The 15185-nt window shown below is 70.1% G+C and carries 14 protein-coding genes; 7 read left to right on the forward strand and 7 right to left on the reverse strand.

Features of this window, described 5'->3' with window-relative positions; all coding sequences use genetic code 11:
• Nucleotides 1–60: 60 nt before the first annotated feature.
• The 5 genes from D474_RS0119860 to D474_RS0119880 form a co-directional block, all read right to left on the reverse strand.
• Entirely contained in the window at nucleotides 61–987 is a 927-nt protein-coding gene (locus D474_RS0119860; RefSeq protein ID WP_017615254.1) for a hypothetical protein, read from the reverse strand.
• Between the two features lie 13 nt (nucleotides 988–1000).
• Nucleotides 1001–2326 carry a type VII secretion integral membrane protein EccD gene (eccD, locus tag D474_RS0119865; RefSeq protein ID WP_017615255.1) on the reverse strand — a complete coding sequence of 442 codons (1326 nt, stop codon included), beginning with the start codon at nucleotides 2324–2326 and terminating at the stop codon, nucleotides 1001–1003.
• A 66-nt stretch (nucleotides 2327–2392) separates the two neighbouring features.
• Nucleotides 2393–3334, reverse strand: coding sequence for a TNT domain-containing protein (locus D474_RS0119870; protein WP_017615256.1), 942 nt, complete (start codon nucleotides 3332–3334; stop codon nucleotides 2393–2395).
• A gap of 50 nt (nucleotides 3335–3384) precedes the next feature.
• On the reverse strand, nucleotides 3385–3687 hold the full coding sequence (locus D474_RS0119875) for a pore-forming ESAT-6 family protein (protein ID WP_017615257.1): 303 nt from the start codon (nucleotides 3685–3687) through the stop codon (nucleotides 3385–3387).
• Between the two features lie 70 nt (nucleotides 3688–3757).
• Entirely contained in the window at nucleotides 3758–4087 is a 330-nt protein-coding gene (locus D474_RS0119880) for a hypothetical protein (RefSeq protein WP_017615258.1), read from the reverse strand.
• Nucleotides 4088–4543: 456 nt separating this feature from the next.
• Here D474_RS0119880 and D474_RS0119885 point away from each other — a divergent pair, with 456 nt between their 5' ends.
• The 7 genes from D474_RS0119885 (at nucleotide 4544) to D474_RS0119910 (ending at nucleotide 14204) form a co-directional block, all read left to right on the forward strand.
• Entirely contained in the window at nucleotides 4544–8545 is a 4002-nt protein-coding gene (locus tag D474_RS0119885; protein ID WP_017615259.1) for a type VII secretion protein EccC, read from the forward strand.
• 108 nt (nucleotides 8546–8653) lie between these two features.
• Complete coding sequence (locus tag D474_RS30555; protein ID WP_017615260.1) at nucleotides 8654–9028, forward strand: DUF6507 family protein; 375 nt, start codon at nucleotides 8654–8656, stop codon at nucleotides 9026–9028.
• A 9-nt stretch (nucleotides 9029–9037) separates the two neighbouring features.
• The gene (locus D474_RS0119895) at nucleotides 9038–9928 is read left to right on the forward strand and encodes a hypothetical protein (protein ID WP_026118648.1); all 891 of its coding nucleotides are present in this window, start codon (nucleotides 9038–9040) and stop codon (nucleotides 9926–9928) included.
• A 985-nt stretch (nucleotides 9929–10913) separates the two neighbouring features.
• A complete protein-coding gene (locus D474_RS31905; RefSeq protein WP_152476945.1) occupies nucleotides 10914–11786 on the forward strand; it encodes a hypothetical protein in 873 nt (290 codons plus the stop codon).
• The gene (locus D474_RS33550; RefSeq protein ID WP_239647125.1) at nucleotides 11783–12238 is read left to right on the forward strand and encodes a hypothetical protein; all 456 of its coding nucleotides are present in this window, start codon (nucleotides 11783–11785) and stop codon (nucleotides 12236–12238) included. Before D474_RS31905 ends, D474_RS33550 begins: the two co-directional genes overlap by 4 nt.
• A gap of 28 nt (nucleotides 12239–12266) precedes the next feature.
• Nucleotides 12267–13622, forward strand: coding sequence for a DUF6177 family protein (locus D474_RS0119905; protein WP_017615262.1), 1356 nt, complete (start codon nucleotides 12267–12269; stop codon nucleotides 13620–13622).
• 126 nt (nucleotides 13623–13748) lie between these two features.
• Complete coding sequence (locus D474_RS0119910) at nucleotides 13749–14204, forward strand: hypothetical protein (RefSeq protein WP_017615263.1); 456 nt, start codon at nucleotides 13749–13751, stop codon at nucleotides 14202–14204.
• 29 nt (nucleotides 14205–14233) lie between these two features.
• On the opposite strand, the gene D474_RS0119915 is transcribed toward D474_RS0119910, so the two are convergent.
• Nucleotides 14234–14818, reverse strand: a complete 585-nt coding sequence (locus D474_RS0119915) for a hypothetical protein (protein ID WP_017615264.1) — start codon at nucleotides 14816–14818, stop codon at nucleotides 14234–14236.
• Nucleotides 14815–15174: a divalent-cation tolerance protein CutA gene (gene cutA, locus D474_RS0119920; protein ID WP_017615265.1), complete on the reverse strand. Its 360-nt coding sequence runs from the start codon at nucleotides 15172–15174 to the stop codon at nucleotides 14815–14817. The genes D474_RS0119915 and cutA overlap by 4 nt, the downstream gene beginning before the upstream one ends.
• Nucleotides 15175–15185 lie beyond the last annotated feature (11 nt).

Raw genomic sequence — 15185 nt, forward strand, 5'->3', positions numbered from 1 at the left:
CCACCGCCGGTCTTCCCGTGCCACAACCCTGCCGGGCCGCGCCGACGGGGTGCCTCGTCCTCAGAGGCCATGTTCCTGCCTCCCCTCCCCGTCCTGGCGGGGTCGTCCGTCGATCGCGCGCGCCAGCGCCTGCGCTGCGGCTTCCAGGACGGTGTCCTGAGTCGCTTCCCGGATCCGCCGGGCGCGCACGGCCGACCCCTGGGCCACGTGTCGGTCGTGTGCCAGCCTCAGAACCCCAGCACCGCTCTCGGCGATGAGCCGCTCGGTCCGGGCGGCGTCGAAGCCCGGGTCCTCTCCCTGTTCCTCCTCGGACAGCAGCACGACCGTCCGGGCCAACTCCTCGTCGCGGCCGCCGGCGACGGACAGTCCGGTGCCGTCGACCCCGTCCAGGAAACGGCCCACGGCAAGTGCGCCCACACGGGTGGAGCGGGCGACGAGCACACGCGCATGGGCGTCCGTGCAAGCAGCGGCCACGAACGGTGCCTCCTGCGGCCCCTCCACGAGCGTCACCCCGAAGAAACGGGACAACGGCAGGAGGCCGCGCAGGTGCGCCTCCTCGTCCCCGGGGTCGGTCCCCACGGTCCACAGGCGGTTCCCGACCCTGCCGACGCTCTTCTCCACTGCCTCGAAGGAAGTGGTGTCGAGCCCTGTACCGAGGCTTCCGGGCGCGTCCGTGCCCAGTCGGCGCGCCAGCGTCGGTTCGTGGGGCGACGCGCCCACCGCCAGCACGCGGTCCCACCGGTAGTGGGCCAGCGCCCGGGCCATGAGCGCGGCCGCCCCGGCGCTCTCGGTCCCGTCGAGGTGCTCGACGACGATGCGGCGCCCGGTCGCGGAGGACCGCTGCAGTCCCCGCGCCACGGTGATGGCCTCGGCGACCTCGTCGACCGGGCGGAAGGGCCTGAGCAGGGCACGCCCGGCCCTGCGCCCCCAACTGTCCCCGGAGACGGGGCGGGGGTCGGACGGTGTCGACGTGGGTGTCGCGGTCATCGTCGCTCCCCGGTCAGAAGGTGTCGATCAGTCGCTGGTAGGTGTCGAAGGCGCCCACGGCCAGGGGCACCAACACGATCACGGCCACGACCTCCACACGGCCCGCGATGTTGCGCAGACGGGCGCGCACGTGCTCGGGGGGTTCGGCCGAGAGCACGACGAAGGGGATCGAGGCGACGGCGGCGGCGATCCCGAGGGCCGGCCAGACACCCCAGGTCTCGGCCTCGGCCCAGCTGAACAGGAACGCCGCAAGGACGACGAGGCTCGCAGCGATGAGTGTGGCCTTCTGTGCGATCAGCGGGAACAGGCGTGAGCGACCGGCCACGACCACGGCGAGCACCGCTGAGAGCCCTGCCGTCCACAGGCTGTAGTTCGCGGCCAGGACGACGCCGGCCACGCACGAGGCCACGGCGACGGCGAACGTGGCGATGACCAGGCTGCGATGGGCGCCCGCCACGGAGTCGAGGACGTCGGTGCGGGCGACCTCGTCCCCCTCGGTCCGCTCGTCGTCCAGCACCGACAGGCCGGAGAAGATCAGGGCCAGGCGCAGGAGCACGCTGAGCAGGATCACGCAGGCCACCGACATGATGACGGCGACCTGTTCCTGGGGCAGCCCGAAGGCGGCCCCGGCCACCCAGACGGCGGTGAGCGCGGCCCCCACACCGCCGCCGGTCAGGCCCCCGCGGCCGAGCCCCGAGGTCAGGCCGAGCAGCAGGACGAGGCCGGAGGCGAGCGCGGCCAGAGCACCCCACCGCACCCACTCGGGCCATCCGAAGTGGTCGCAGGCCACCCACAGGGACAGGCCCCCGACCGCGGTCCCGCTCATCGCCAGGGCGGTACCGAGTGCCTCGCGCCAGAGCACGCCGACGGCGGCGCCGGCCGCCACGAGGACCCCCGCGAGTACCGCCGTCCACACCAGGGCCGAGACCCCGCCGAGGTGCCCCTGGGCGAGGTGGCCGATGGCCAGGAACAGCGCGATCAGGGAGACCGTGGCGGTCCAACGCGCGGCGAGCGGGGTCCACCGGGCCCAGTGCTCGTCCAGCGCCCGCGAGACCGCTTCGGGGACCTCGTGCACGACGGGCGCCGGCACCGGTTCCTCGGCACGGACCAGCCGGAGCACGGCGCCGTCGGTGATCTGGCGGTCCTCCAGGCTGACCTCGCCGTCGAGGACGGCCCCCGAGGCGGTGACCAGGTGCCGGAGCCTGGCCGGGTCCGCCGGCTTGTCACCGAGGAGGTCGAGCACCTCGGGCATGAGAGCACCGACGGGTTCGTCGGCGGGCAGGACGGCGTCGACCCTGCGTTCCTCGCCGACGAGCGTCACCCGGCTCCAAGCGGTCATGGTCGATTGCTCCTGCTGTTGCTGTGTCGTGGTCGTGCTGGGCCGTCGGGTTCCCGGCGGCGGGGATCACTGGGGTACGTCGTTGACCGCGACGCGCTCGACGTAGCCGTAGGCCACGAGCCAGCGGAGCGTGGGGGCGGGCGGCACGTCCGGGAAGCCTGCGGTATCGAGCGTGAAGCGGACCCCGCCGCCGGGGTTGTCGCCCTCCGCCGGGGCGATGGCTGCGGTCACCTGGAAGGGGTGCACGACCCGGTACCGGTGGTAGAGCTCCTCGTCGCCTGCGCCGGTGCGCACGTGTTCGGGCAGCCCGCGTTCCTCGTAGGGGGCGCCGTCGGGGTACAAGTGGCGCCCGGCCTCGGGACCGAAGGCGTCGATGTGGTCACCGGGTTCGAGTTCGTGCAGGTAGGAGTCGCCGCTGCGCTCCTCGAGGCCCTCGTGTACCTCTTCCACGAGCTCTTCGGTGCCCTCGACAGCCTCCTCTTCCTCTTCCGGGGTGAGCGCGGCGGGGTCGGCCTCGGTCGTGGCGAGCTCCTGGAAGAGCCAGCGTGCGGCCTCGTCCTCGGTGCCGAACTCCTCGTTGGGCCGGCCCTGGTCGAAGTCCATGACGGAGGCCTCGAGGTGGCCCTCGGGGTCCTGGGTGATGAGGTAGTAGCTGCTGATGCTGCCGGGCTCGGGCCTCGGGTCGCCGGGCAGGACGTACAGGTGCTCCTCGACCCCGGCCGCCTCCAGCTCGTCGCCGAGCATGTCCAGGGTGACCTCTTCGCCGACCCAGTCACCGGGCACGGGCGGGACCGCGTTCTCCGCGGGGCCCGACTCGGCCTGCTCCTGTTCGAGCTGCTGGTCGCTGAGGGTGGTGGTGATGAAGGACCAACCCACGCTTCCGGCGCACCCGACCGCGGCGAGGCAGGCACTGAGGGCGACCTTGCCGATGTTCTCGTCGAGGCGTCGGCGGGGGGGCCNTCGGACCGCGACGGACTCCAACAACTGGTTGTCGTAGTCGCGGCCCACCGGCGCTCCTCGTCTCGGTCTCGTACTGGGGTGGTCGTCCTAGGGGGTGGTCAGATGCTGCTGACGGCAGTGTTGGCCCGGGTGAGGGTGTCCTGGGCCGTGGAGTCGTTCTTCTCCATGGTCTCGCGCAGCAGACGGATGATTGCACGGACCTCGTTGCCGCAGGTGTTCCACTTCTGCTCGACCTCGCGGTAGGCCTCGTCGACCCCGTCGGCCTCGAAGTCGGCCATGGCGCTGTTGACGTCCACATCACGCTCGCCGATGATCTCCTCCAACCGGGAGGCGATCCGTTCGATGTTGCTCTGCACCTCGGACGAGGCACCGTCGTCGTAGGCCTTCTGTCCCGAGCTCATCGCATCTCCTCACTGCACAGGGGCCGGGGGTGTGCCGTCGGCGCGCCGGGGCTGGGCGCGACGGCGGGGGTCACTTGAACTTCGCGGCGTCGAAGTTGGCCTTGCCCATGTCGTTGTTGGCGTCGTCGGCCATGGTCTCGTCACCGGTGCGGAACGCCGTGTCCATCTCCTGCTGGCCCTCGTTGATGCGGCCCAGCCCCGACTTGAGGTCGGCCGCGATCATCTCGGAGTTGGCCTTGAACGAAGCGAAGGCGGCCTTGCCCTCGCCGTCGAACTTGCCCTCCAGGGGTTCGGCCGCGGAGATGAGGTCCTTGATCAGGCCCTCCAGTTCTTCACCGGACGAGCTGGTGTTCTTCTGGAGGACCGGCACGGTCTCTTCGTTGAAGCTCCACCGAGACATGGTTCACCTGCTCAGTTAGGGGGCGGCAGAAGCGGTCTCCGACGACGGTGTGCGGAGAACGGGGTCGTGAGGGGCCTCCGCACCGTTCGTCGACCACAAATCATGTCAGGCGGCGCAGACAGACCGTCGGGCGCCCCGACCTCGCCTCCGGCACCCCGGTCCCTCCCCAGGACCCGGGTTCACCTGTGTGGATCCGGACGAACACGAGCCCTCACCGGCACCTTCTCGGATCACGACCCCCGGAGTGCACCCCCGAAATTTTAATCGAAATGACATAAATGGCCGCGAACAGTGAAGAACTCGGCGGCCATCCTCGCGAACCGGACACGCGCGTCCACCATCCCACCCCTGATCGCCCGTACGCCCGGGCCTCCCACGGTGAGGCCGCGGGCCCGTTTCGGTAGGCTTCCTCCGCGCCTGCCCGGCCCGCCTCCCCCGACCCCGAGAGGAACGCCGATGACGCTGAGGGTCGTGCACCGGCCGACACGCATCGTCTACCCGGCCCCGGCACAGCAGCCGCGCGAGGTGGAGGCGCCACCGACCCTGCCCGACGGCAAGTCGCAGCCCAACCCGCTGATGACCATGCTGCCCATGATCGGGATGATGGCCTCCCTGTCGATCATGATGGTCATGCGCAACCCGGCCTTCATGGCCATCGGCGCCGTCCTCATGTGCGTGGCCCTCGTCGGTGCCGTGGTCATGCTCTTCTCCCGGAGGGGCCAGGTCGGCCGCCAGCGCCGCAACCAGCGCGAGCTGTACCTGGAGTACCTGGAGGAGCTGCGCGAGGAACTCAGCGAATGGGAGAACGGCACCCGGTCCCACGCACGCCTCCTCGATCCCCCGCCCGAGTCGCTGTACGACATCATCCGCGACCCCACCCGGCTCTGGGAGCGCCGCCGCCGCGACCGCGACTTCCTCGACGTGCGGATCGCTACGGGCATGACCTCCGGACGTCCCCTGCAGCTCGCCGAGCAGGGCACCGCCCTCACCCCCACCGACCCCTTCATGCAGTCCGAGGCCCGCGCCCTCATCGACCGCTTCGGGGCCATCCCGGACATGCCGCTCCGGCTCCCGCTGGACATGGTCGGCAACATCAGCGTGGTCGGTGAGCACGAGGACCTGATGCGTCTCGTGCGTGCCCTCGTCGCGCAGTTCGGCGCGTTCCACGCCCCCGAGGACGCCGGCCTGGCCGTTGCCCACCCGGAGGACCGGGCCGAGGCGTGGGCCTGGCTCCCGTGGTTCCCGCAGGCCCTCGACCCGCAGCGCCGCGAGAACGGTGTCGCCACCCGCCTCATCGCACCCGACCCGCGTGAACTGGGCGGCCTGCTCGCCGACGAGCTGCGCGCACGAACCGACTTCGCCTCCGAGGTCCGCCGCGGCATGGGCCGCCGCGAGGCCTACCGCATGCTCCGGCGCCTCGTCGTCGTGCACGACACCCACGGCGAGGTCGCCACCGAACTCGTCCGCCCCGACCACGCCGTCGACCCCGCAGACCTCGGCCTGACCGTGCTCCATCTGGTCGCGCGCCAGGTCGACGAGCCCAGCGACGTCAACCTGCGCGTGACCGTCAACGGCGACGAGGCCGTGGTCGAGGACCTGCGCGGCACCGACCCGGTGGTCTCCAGCGGCACCGTCGACCATGTCACCCCGGCGACCCTCACCGGCCTCGCCCGCATGCTCGCGCCTCTGCGCCTGTCCCCCGAGTCGGTGGAGGAGTCCGCGCAGGAGGGCGGCAGCATCGACTTCCCGTCCATGCTCGGCGTGCACGACCCCGGCGACATGGACGTGCCCCGCATGTGGGCGCCCAGAAGCGAACGTGCGTTCCTGCGTGTGCCCATCGGCGTGGACGACATGGGCAACCCCGTGGTGCTGGACCTGAAGGAGTCCGCACAGCTCGGTATGGGCCCGCACGGCCTCTGCGTGGGCGCCACCGGATCCGGTAAGAGCGAGATGCTGCGCACGCTCGTGCTCGCTCTCGCCGGTTCCCACCCGCCCGACCGGGTGAGCATGGTGCTGGTCGACTACAAGGGCGGCGCGACCTTCGCCCCCTTCGAGGAGATGCCGCACGTGGCCGGCGTCATCACCAACCTCGAGGACGACGCCGCCCTCATCGAGCGTGTGTACGCGAGCCTGTCCGGCGAGGTCCAGCGGCGCCAGCAGGTGCTGCGCGACGCCGGGAACGTGTCCAACATCGGCGACTACCAGTACAAGCGCGAACAGGACCCGAGCCTGCCCCCGCTGCCGCACCTGCTGGTCATCATCGACGAGTTCGGCGAGCTGCTCACCGCACGCCCCGACTTCATCCAGCTGTTCCTGTCGATCGGACGGATCGGGCGCAGCATCGGCGTGCACCTGCTGCTGTCCAGCCAGCGCATCGAGGGCGGCAAGCTGCGCGGCCTCGACACCTACCTGTCCTACCGCTTGGGACTGCGCACCTTCTCCGAGGAGGAGAGCCGCACGGTCCTCAACACCCCGGACGCCTTCCACCTGCCCGCCCTGCCCGGGTTCGGCTACCTCAAGGTCGACACGACCGTCTACCAGCAGTTCAAGGCCGGGTACGTGTCCGGCCCCTACCGCGGCCCGGTGGCCGAGGAGGAAAGCAACGAGGAGCAGCGGCCCGGCGTGCGCCGCTACACTGCGTTCAACCCGGACCCCGAGGAGGAAGAGCGCCAGGAGAAGGCCAAGGACACCGGCCCCTCCATGCCGTCCCGCAGCACCGGCCCCACCCTCCTGGACGTCATGGTCGGCCAGTTCAACCAGCACGGTGACCGCACCCGCGCCATCTGGCTCCCGCCGCTGCCGTCCGCGCTCACCCTCGACCAGGCCGCCGGGGAACCCGAGGCCACCGAGCACGGGCTGCGCCTGCCCGGTGAACGCCCGGCCCTCCGCCTGCCCGTCGGCACGTTCGACGACCCCTCCCGCCAGTGGCAGGACGTCTGGGAGATCGACCTCACCGCATCCGGCGGGCACGTGGCGGTCATCGGCGGACCCCAGAGCGGCAAGACCACCCTGCTGCGCACCCTCGTGACCTCGCTCGCGCTCACCCACACCGCCGAGCAGGCCGTCGTCTACGGCCTCGACCTGGTCGGCGGCGGGCTCCAGGCGCTCAAGAAGCTGCCGCACGTGGGCGGCGTGGCGCTGCGCACCGACACCGAGCGTGTGCGGCGCACCGCCGAGGAGATGCGCGGAATGCTCGAGCACCGCCAGGAGGTCTTCCGCGACCGCGGCATCGACTCCGTGTCCCAGCTGCGGCGCATGCACGCCCGCGGCGACGTTCCCGAGCTCGCCAGCGCCGACGTCATCCTGTGCATCGACGGTTACGGGGCGCTGCGCAACGACTTCTCCGAGATCGAGGGCATCGTCACCGACCTCCTCCAGCGCGGCGGCGGTTACGGCATCCACGTCGTGGCAGGCATGCTGCGCTGGAACGACGTGCGTATCGCCACTCAGTCCAACTTCGGGCAGAAGGTCGAGCTCCACCTCAACGACGCGACGGAGTCGACGATCGACCGCAAGCTCGCCGACACCTTCCCCGAAGGCGTGGCGGGCCGTGCCCTGATCCCCGGAAAGCTGTTCGCCCAGACTGCGCTGCCCCGCTTCGACGGCGAGGCCTCCGACGAGGACCTGGGCACGGTCGTGGAGGCGACAGTGCGCGAGATCGACCGTGCGTGGCCGGGCAAGCGTGCCCCCGAGGTGCGGGTGCTGCCGACATCACTGTCGGTGTCCTCGCTGCCCTCCTGGGAGAGCGAGCCCGAGAACGTCCCGGTGGGTGTGGACGAACGTTCGCTGTCGCCGGTGTCGCTGGACCTGTTCGAGCGGGACCAGAACATGCTGCTGTTCGGCGACGGCGAGTGCGGCAAGACCAACTTCTTGCGCCTGCTCGCCGAGGGCCTCGTGGACAGGTACACGCCGAAGGACGTCGTGTTCGCGGTCATGGACCCCCGGCGCTCGCTCCGCAACCTCGTGCCCAACGAGTACATGGGCGGCTACGCGAGCAGCCCGCGCGTGTGCGGGAGCCTGTCCGCCGGTGTCGCCAAGGAGCTCGAGGAGCGCTTGCCGGACGACGGCGACCCCGACTCCCTGGACGTGCCGACCTTCTCCGGGCCTCGCATCGTGGTGATCGCCGACGACTACGACGTGCTCACGACAGCCGGGCAGAAGCCCCTGGCCCCGTTCGTGCCGTTCGTATCCAGCGGCCGCGACATCGGGCTGCACTTCGTGGTGGCGCGTCGCGTCGCAGGCGCGAGCCGGGGCCAGTTCGAGCCCCTGGTGCAGGCCATGCGGGAGATCGGCACGACGGCGCTGGTGATGTCGGGCGACCGGTCCGAGGGGCAGATCCTGCCGCGCGTGCATGCCTCCCCGCAGCCCTCGGGCCGGGGTCTGTGGGTCTCGCGCACCGGGTCGACGCAGTTGGTGCAGACCGCCGTGCGCGACACCCAGGAGCACCGCCGTCCCTGACCTCCTGTGGCCGCTGGAACACCGAAATGTCCGAACCTTCGGGCACGATGGATCAACCACACACAGTGACCGGCCCTCCATGCGCCTGCCCCCACCGAGGAGTCACCCATGTCCGGATGGAGTATCCAGATCGACGCCGTCTCAGGCGTGCTGACCACGGTCCTCGGCCACCTCGGCGACGAGGACGCCACCGAGGGGCTGTCCGGAAGCATCCAGACCATGGACACCGCCGTGCAGAGCGCGGCCGAGGAGTGCGGCGACAGCTTCCCCGTCGAGACCGCACTCGGACTCTTCATGTCCCACTACGGCCCCCTGTGCGGCCAGATGGTGCGCCGCACGGGGTCGGCCGTCACTGCGTGTTCGGAAGTCGACCTGGAGATGGCCGAGACCGCACAGCGCAACAACCTCGAGGCACCGGTCACCGAGGACGACCTGCCTCCGAACCTCTGGCCCCCACCCGCCCCCGAATCCCCCGCCCCCTGAGAAGGCCGTATGCCCGACAACGCCCTCGAGGACGAGTTCTTCACCGACGCCGACCCCGGCTCGTGCTACGACGACGGGTTCATCAACCCGGCCAATATCCTGATCCCCTACATCGACGCCGACGCGCTCGAGGAGTACGCGGGCGACATCCGGCGCGCCGGATGCGACATCGGGACCGCCGACGAGGACATCGTCACTTCCTGGGGCGGGCTGTCCGGCGTCTACCAGGCCCCGGAATCCGAGGCGCTGCTCGAGGCCGTCGACCCGGTCGAGACCGACGGGGAGTCGGTCGCCACCGGGACCAGCGGCCTGGCGAGCGCCCTGGAGGACTTCGCCGAAACGGTCCGGCACTACAAGACGCGCCTCAGCGGTCTGCGCGACGAGGCCGTGGAGATGCGCAAGGTCATCGACACCGACGAGGACTGGCGCGACGACGAGGACCTCGTCGAGGAACACAACGCGCTCCTCCTGCGTGTGCAGTCCGCCCAGGGCGGCTGGGACAACGCCCAACTGGACGCTGCCAACGAGATCACCGCGCCGTCCCGAGTTCGTCACGGTCGACGAGATGGACGGGGACGGCCACGACGGCAGCCAGATCCCCTACGGCTTCAGCGAGATCCCCGAAGGTCAGCACATGCCCCGGGGCGGCGCGGCCGAGGTCGACGAACCCTGGTACGTCGACGCCTGGCACGCAGGAGCGGACATCGCGACCGGTGTCGTCCAGGACTTCGGAGGCCTCACCGGCATCTGGCACGACGGCACGTGGGCCAATCCGTTCTTCGGAGCCCAGGGCCAGGAGAACCGGACCGCCTACATGTCGGAGACCCTCGAGGGCCTGGCCCTGCTCACCGGGTTCTACGACCCAGCGAAGGACGAGGGCGACCAGTGGGGCGTCAGTAGCTTCGGCGAGTGGGTGGACAACGTCCTCCCACCCCTGCGGGAGGTCGGCCAAGGCATCGTGCCCACCGACGAGTGGGACGACCGCCCCGGTACACCATCACGCAGGGGGCCATCAACATCGGCCTCATCGCCGGCGGGGTGGTCCTGTCCTTCACCGGGGCGGGGGCCGTGGTCGGCGCGCCCATGGCTGGTCTCGGTATGCGCAACCGTATCTCCGCACTCAACGACGCGGGCTCGGGTAGCTACGACGTGCCGGACCTCCGCACGCCCGGTGCGGACGTCTCACGGCTGCCCGGAATACCCAGTTCCGGTTCTGTGCCTGGCGGTGGCGCCGTACCGACCACGGGCGTCGGAGCGTGGTTCTCCGGCTTGATCGGGGATCTGCAGAGTTCGGTCGGGCGCCTGGGCCAGGGACACGGGCCCGCCGACCCGGCTGCCTCCCCTCCGCGGGGGCCGGAGTCCGGCGACGGTACGAACAACGGCACTGACCGGAGCCGCGGCCGAGAGTCCGACGAGATCGACACCGGTGCCACCCCGGACGACGTGAACCGGCTATCGAAGGGGTGGAGGACCACGTGCGCCGTAACGCGCACGACCGCGACGCCGAGTTCCAGGTCCTCAACTGTTCGGCGACCGGAGGGAGCCCGCACTCGCAGGCGTCACGGCCGGGGGTTCCGACAGCCCGGGCTTCACCAATGCCGGCGGGGACCTCGGCGGCGGCACGGGGTCCGGATTCGCGGCCGGTGGTGGCGGTGGCGGAACCTCGAGCGGCGGCGACCTCGGCGGCCCGGGTCAGGGCGCGGCGAGCAGCGGCCCCACACCCGGCGGTGGTTCCGGCGGATCCGCAGGCCCCGTCATCGGTGGTGGGGGTACCAGCAGCACGGGCGGCGACCTCGGCCCGCCGCCTCCCGGCGCCGGCCCTGGCGGAGGCGGCTCGGGCAATGACCCCGCGGCGCCCGTCCACATCGGCCCCGACGACCCGCTCATGCCTGGCCCCAAGGAGCGCTTCGGCGACGGCATCGACCTGGATCCCAACACAAGGTACGAGATCACCGATGCCCAGGGACGATCGAGCACGTACTTCACCAATGGCCATGGCACGATCAACGAGATCCACACCGATGCTCGACCGCAGGGCTCTGATCATCCGGAACTGAAACAGCCCCGACCAGACGCCAAATACGTTGTCCGAGCAAATTCCACAGAATACACCTACTACACCGACTCCAACCGTCGGACAGTCCGAGCCGAAGGCGAACTCACCCCTGGGTCGCACGACCGCAATGAAGGCGAGCAGAAAAAGGTAAACACTGAGGCCAAAGTATACTTCGATGAGCTCAATAAGCGAATCAAAGATGACTTCAAGGCCGACCACGGAAGATACCCACGCCCAGGCGAAGTTCAACTATGGCAGACCGGCAAAGGACTCTGGAACGGCGGCCACCTCTACGGCTCAAGTGAATTCTTCGGACCCGGTGAGCGCCTCAATCAGGTGGCCATGATCAAGGAGGTCAACCAGAGGCGTGCAAAAAACGAAGGGATCGGCGGCAGCTTCAGAAACGCAGAGATGACGTGGGACGCGCTACTCAACGGCGAAGAGCACCGACTCCCCGAGATCCTCGGAAAGGGACACGATAAAGTCATGGAAAAACTCGGACCTGCACTGGAAGCAGGGCCCAGGCCACCAAAAATCGAAACTACAATCAACATGATTGATGACTCAAATCTCAAGCCCATTAAAGTTGACGGGAAGACGATTTACCCACCCCCCACTTCCATCGAAGTCAACTGGACAGTCAACGGCGTAGTCCAGGACCAAATCGATTATCCGAACATCCCGAAGGGACCCAAACCTTGATCCTCGACCCCATCGGAAGAATGACCCCCGAGGAAGAATCAGATGCACTCATCGAATTCGGGCGAGATCTGATGTCTGCAGCACCGAAAGAGTGGACAAAGATCTATTATCGCTTCCACGGACTTGCCCCCTACTCAACCTACGGCATTTTTCTCTATAATTCGGATGACAGAGAAGAGCGATTCGATATCCCCAACTCGGCCAAGTTGACCGTTAAGCGCCTGCGAGCTGGGATGTACAAACAAGGCCGCGGCACCTGGTACTCCATGCACTACACCATCACCCCACCCACCCGATACGACGTCACCTTCAACTACGACAACCCACCCGACTTCCTCATCCCCGCCTCACCCCACGCCTACGTCGACGATCTCCACTACTTCCCCCGCGACCCCGAACACATTCCCACCTGGCTCCAGGAGCAAATCGACCAAGCCAACAACGACACCTGACCCGCGATCCCCACACCGAAGGCCCACCGTGACCTACACCGTGACGGCGCTGACCGAAGAACTCCCCCGGGTCCGCCCGATGATCCGGGCCCTGGCAGCGGCCCACCCGGACCTTACGATCCGGAGCGCGTCCAGGGGCGCGATCGTGCGGCTGCGTGACGCGGACGGTCGCCCGTTCGTGTCCGTGGAACCGCCGCAGGCGATCGACAGCCCGCACGAGGTCGCACGCCTGCTCGGCCACGAGGCAGCCTCCGCACTCACCCACAACGCCTGGTGGACGGACGTGCGCGCCCCTGACGACCACCCGGAAGCCATCGTCGCGGCGCACCGTTTCGCGGACTCCCTGGTCACCGACCACGGCGGTCGCGCCTGGCCGGCCGAACCCCGGCACACCTGGCAAGAACCCCTGCCGCAGGGAACGGCGAACCACCCCTCTGCCCTCGTGGAGACCGACGAGATCCGCCTCATGGCCGTCGACGCCCCGGTCGCCACCTTCTCGGCGGCCGTCGCCGATGCGATGGCTGCTTCGGCACGGGACGGCCTCGGCCTCCACCTGCTCACGCCTGCAACGACCGCGCTCTCCCATCCCCTGCGGCAGATCCTCACCACTCAGAAGTGCCGGTGGGTCGTCGAGGGCCCGGAAGGCGGACACCACGACGGCATCAGCGGCGCTCCGCTCGTGTGGGACGGGGTTTCCGGCTTCGTCGTCGACCGCAGCGGCTCTCTCCCCGCACTCGCTCGCGCCAACAAACCTGCCGGGTTCGTGGTGAATCTGCACACGGTCCGTCCCGCCTCGGCCGACCTCCTCCTGGGGGACGACCTCGCAGTCGTCGTCCACACCCTGTGCGGGGAGGAACCCACCGCTTGGGGCACCGAGGAACCCGTCGTCTCCGCGTGGGACCTGCAGGCCCTCACCGACCTGTGCCGCAAACGCGCGCCGTCACCCACCCACACCCTCGTCTCCGGCCCGTCCTTCAGCGCGAGCCTGCGCGTGACGCGCGCTCAGGAGGGCGTGAAGCAGAGCGTGAGCCTGGCCGTCCCCGGCCACGAGGTCCCCGAGGCGTTCCCCGACCTGATCGCGCAGCTGTCCGAGCACCTGCGCTCGATGACGGTCCGGCGCGTGCCCGAGGCCCACGACACCCTGCACAGGCCGGTCTCCAGCGGCGTCGCACTCCCCACAGAACTCGTCCTGGGCCCGGAGACCGTCGCGGAGATCGGGATCGACCACGCGCTCGCCGCACCAGTGGTCCCCGAGCGCATCGGGGCCCGCTGGTCACCCGCGCTCCGGTACACACTCTCCGGCGAGGAACCCCGACAGCAGTGGGAGACCCACCGCGCTCTCCTCGGCCACCTGGCCCGGGACCATCGGAACGCCGGCGTCTGATGCCGGTACCGCACCCACGCACGCACCACACGCATCCCCAGCCCCAGTAGTCTCCGCACGACCCCGGGCGGCATCCCAGCAGCCCGGCAGCGAACCGACCCCCGTAGGGAAGAAGAGGAGCCCAGCATGTCTCAGGAGCCGATCGGCGGCATGACCCCCATCGACGAAAGCCAGTCCCTCGTCGAGCTCGGCAAGGCCTGCCTGGCCGTGGTCGACCCCGACTGGAGCCAGGTGGTCCTGCGCTACGCGGCCGTCGCGGGCCACGAGTCCGTGGACCTGGTCCGCCGGGGCGACGACGGTTCGGAGCGTTCCCTGGACGCCCCGGGCGAGGCGATCGAGGAGGCCCGCCGCCTGCGCAACGGCATGTACAAGGAGGACACGGGGACCTGGTTCACGATGCGCTACACCATCAACCCGCCCGGGTCCTACGGCGTGGACTTCGAGTACGACCAAGAGCCCGGGTTCGACGCCCCTTTCCCCCCGGCCGCCTTCGTCCAGGACCTGGAGCGCTTCCCCCGCACCGAGGAGCACATCCCCGAGTGGCTCGCCCGTACGCTCGCGCAGGCGCGCGGCGAGGGCTGAGCCCCGCCCCGAGGTCCCGCACGGCAGGGTCAGCGCAGCGCGTCGATCAGCTCGGCGAGGGCCGCGCCGGCGTCCTCGGGGCGGGCCTCGCGCACGGTCCACCCGCGCATCCCGGCGAGCTTGGCCACGTGCGTGAAGGCCGGGTCCACGCACAGGTAACCGCAGGGTGCGTCGGGCCAGTCGGCGACGGTGGGGAGGTGCTCGGTGAGGTAGCCGTCGGGGGCGTCGGGCAGCTCGGGTGCCGCGCCCTCGGGGCTCTGGCGTGCGGCGATATCGGTGCGGGTGGGGCTGCCCGGCTGCGGCAGCCACGCGTCGACGAGCACGTAGGCGTACACGGGGCGGTGTGCGGCGCGTTGGGCGGCGCCCACGGCGCCGAGAAGGGGGCCCGCGCCGCCCTCGGCGACGAGGGCGAGGGGCGCACGGGGGTCGTCTGCCGGCACGGCCCGGCCGGTCTCCAGGCTTGCGCGGGCGACGTAACGCGCGGCGTAGGGGGCACGGTCGTCGTCGGCCACCTCGACCACGGCCGGGTCAAGGCCGCGTTCGGCCAGTTCGGGCGCGAGCGCGGGCAGGCGCCCGGGGGCGCCCAGGGGCGGGGGGAGGCAGATGGCGATCACGCCGTGCCGCCCGCCCGGGTCTCGTCCCGCACCCAGTCGAGGTAGGCGGGATTGCCGCCGACGACGGGGACCGCGACGATCTCGGGGACGTCGTAGGGGTGCACGTCGAGGATGCGGGCGGTGAGCGTCTCCAGGCGGTCGGCGGTGGTCTTGATCACCACGATCCACTCGGGGTCGTTCTGCACCTCGCCCTCCCAGCGGTAGTAGCTGGTGATGGGACCGCTGATCTGTGCACAAGCGCCGACCTGGTGTTCGATCACCGCGCGGGCGACGCGCTGGGCGCCGTCCTCGGTGTCGACGGTGGTCTCGACCCGCACGGTGCCTTCGGCACGGACGGTGTCACCGGCCTTCGTCATGGTCACCCCTT

Source organism: Nocardiopsis salina YIM 90010 (genome assembly GCF_000341025.1).
GTDB lineage: Bacteria > Actinomycetota > Actinomycetes > Streptosporangiales > Streptosporangiaceae > Nocardiopsis > Nocardiopsis salina.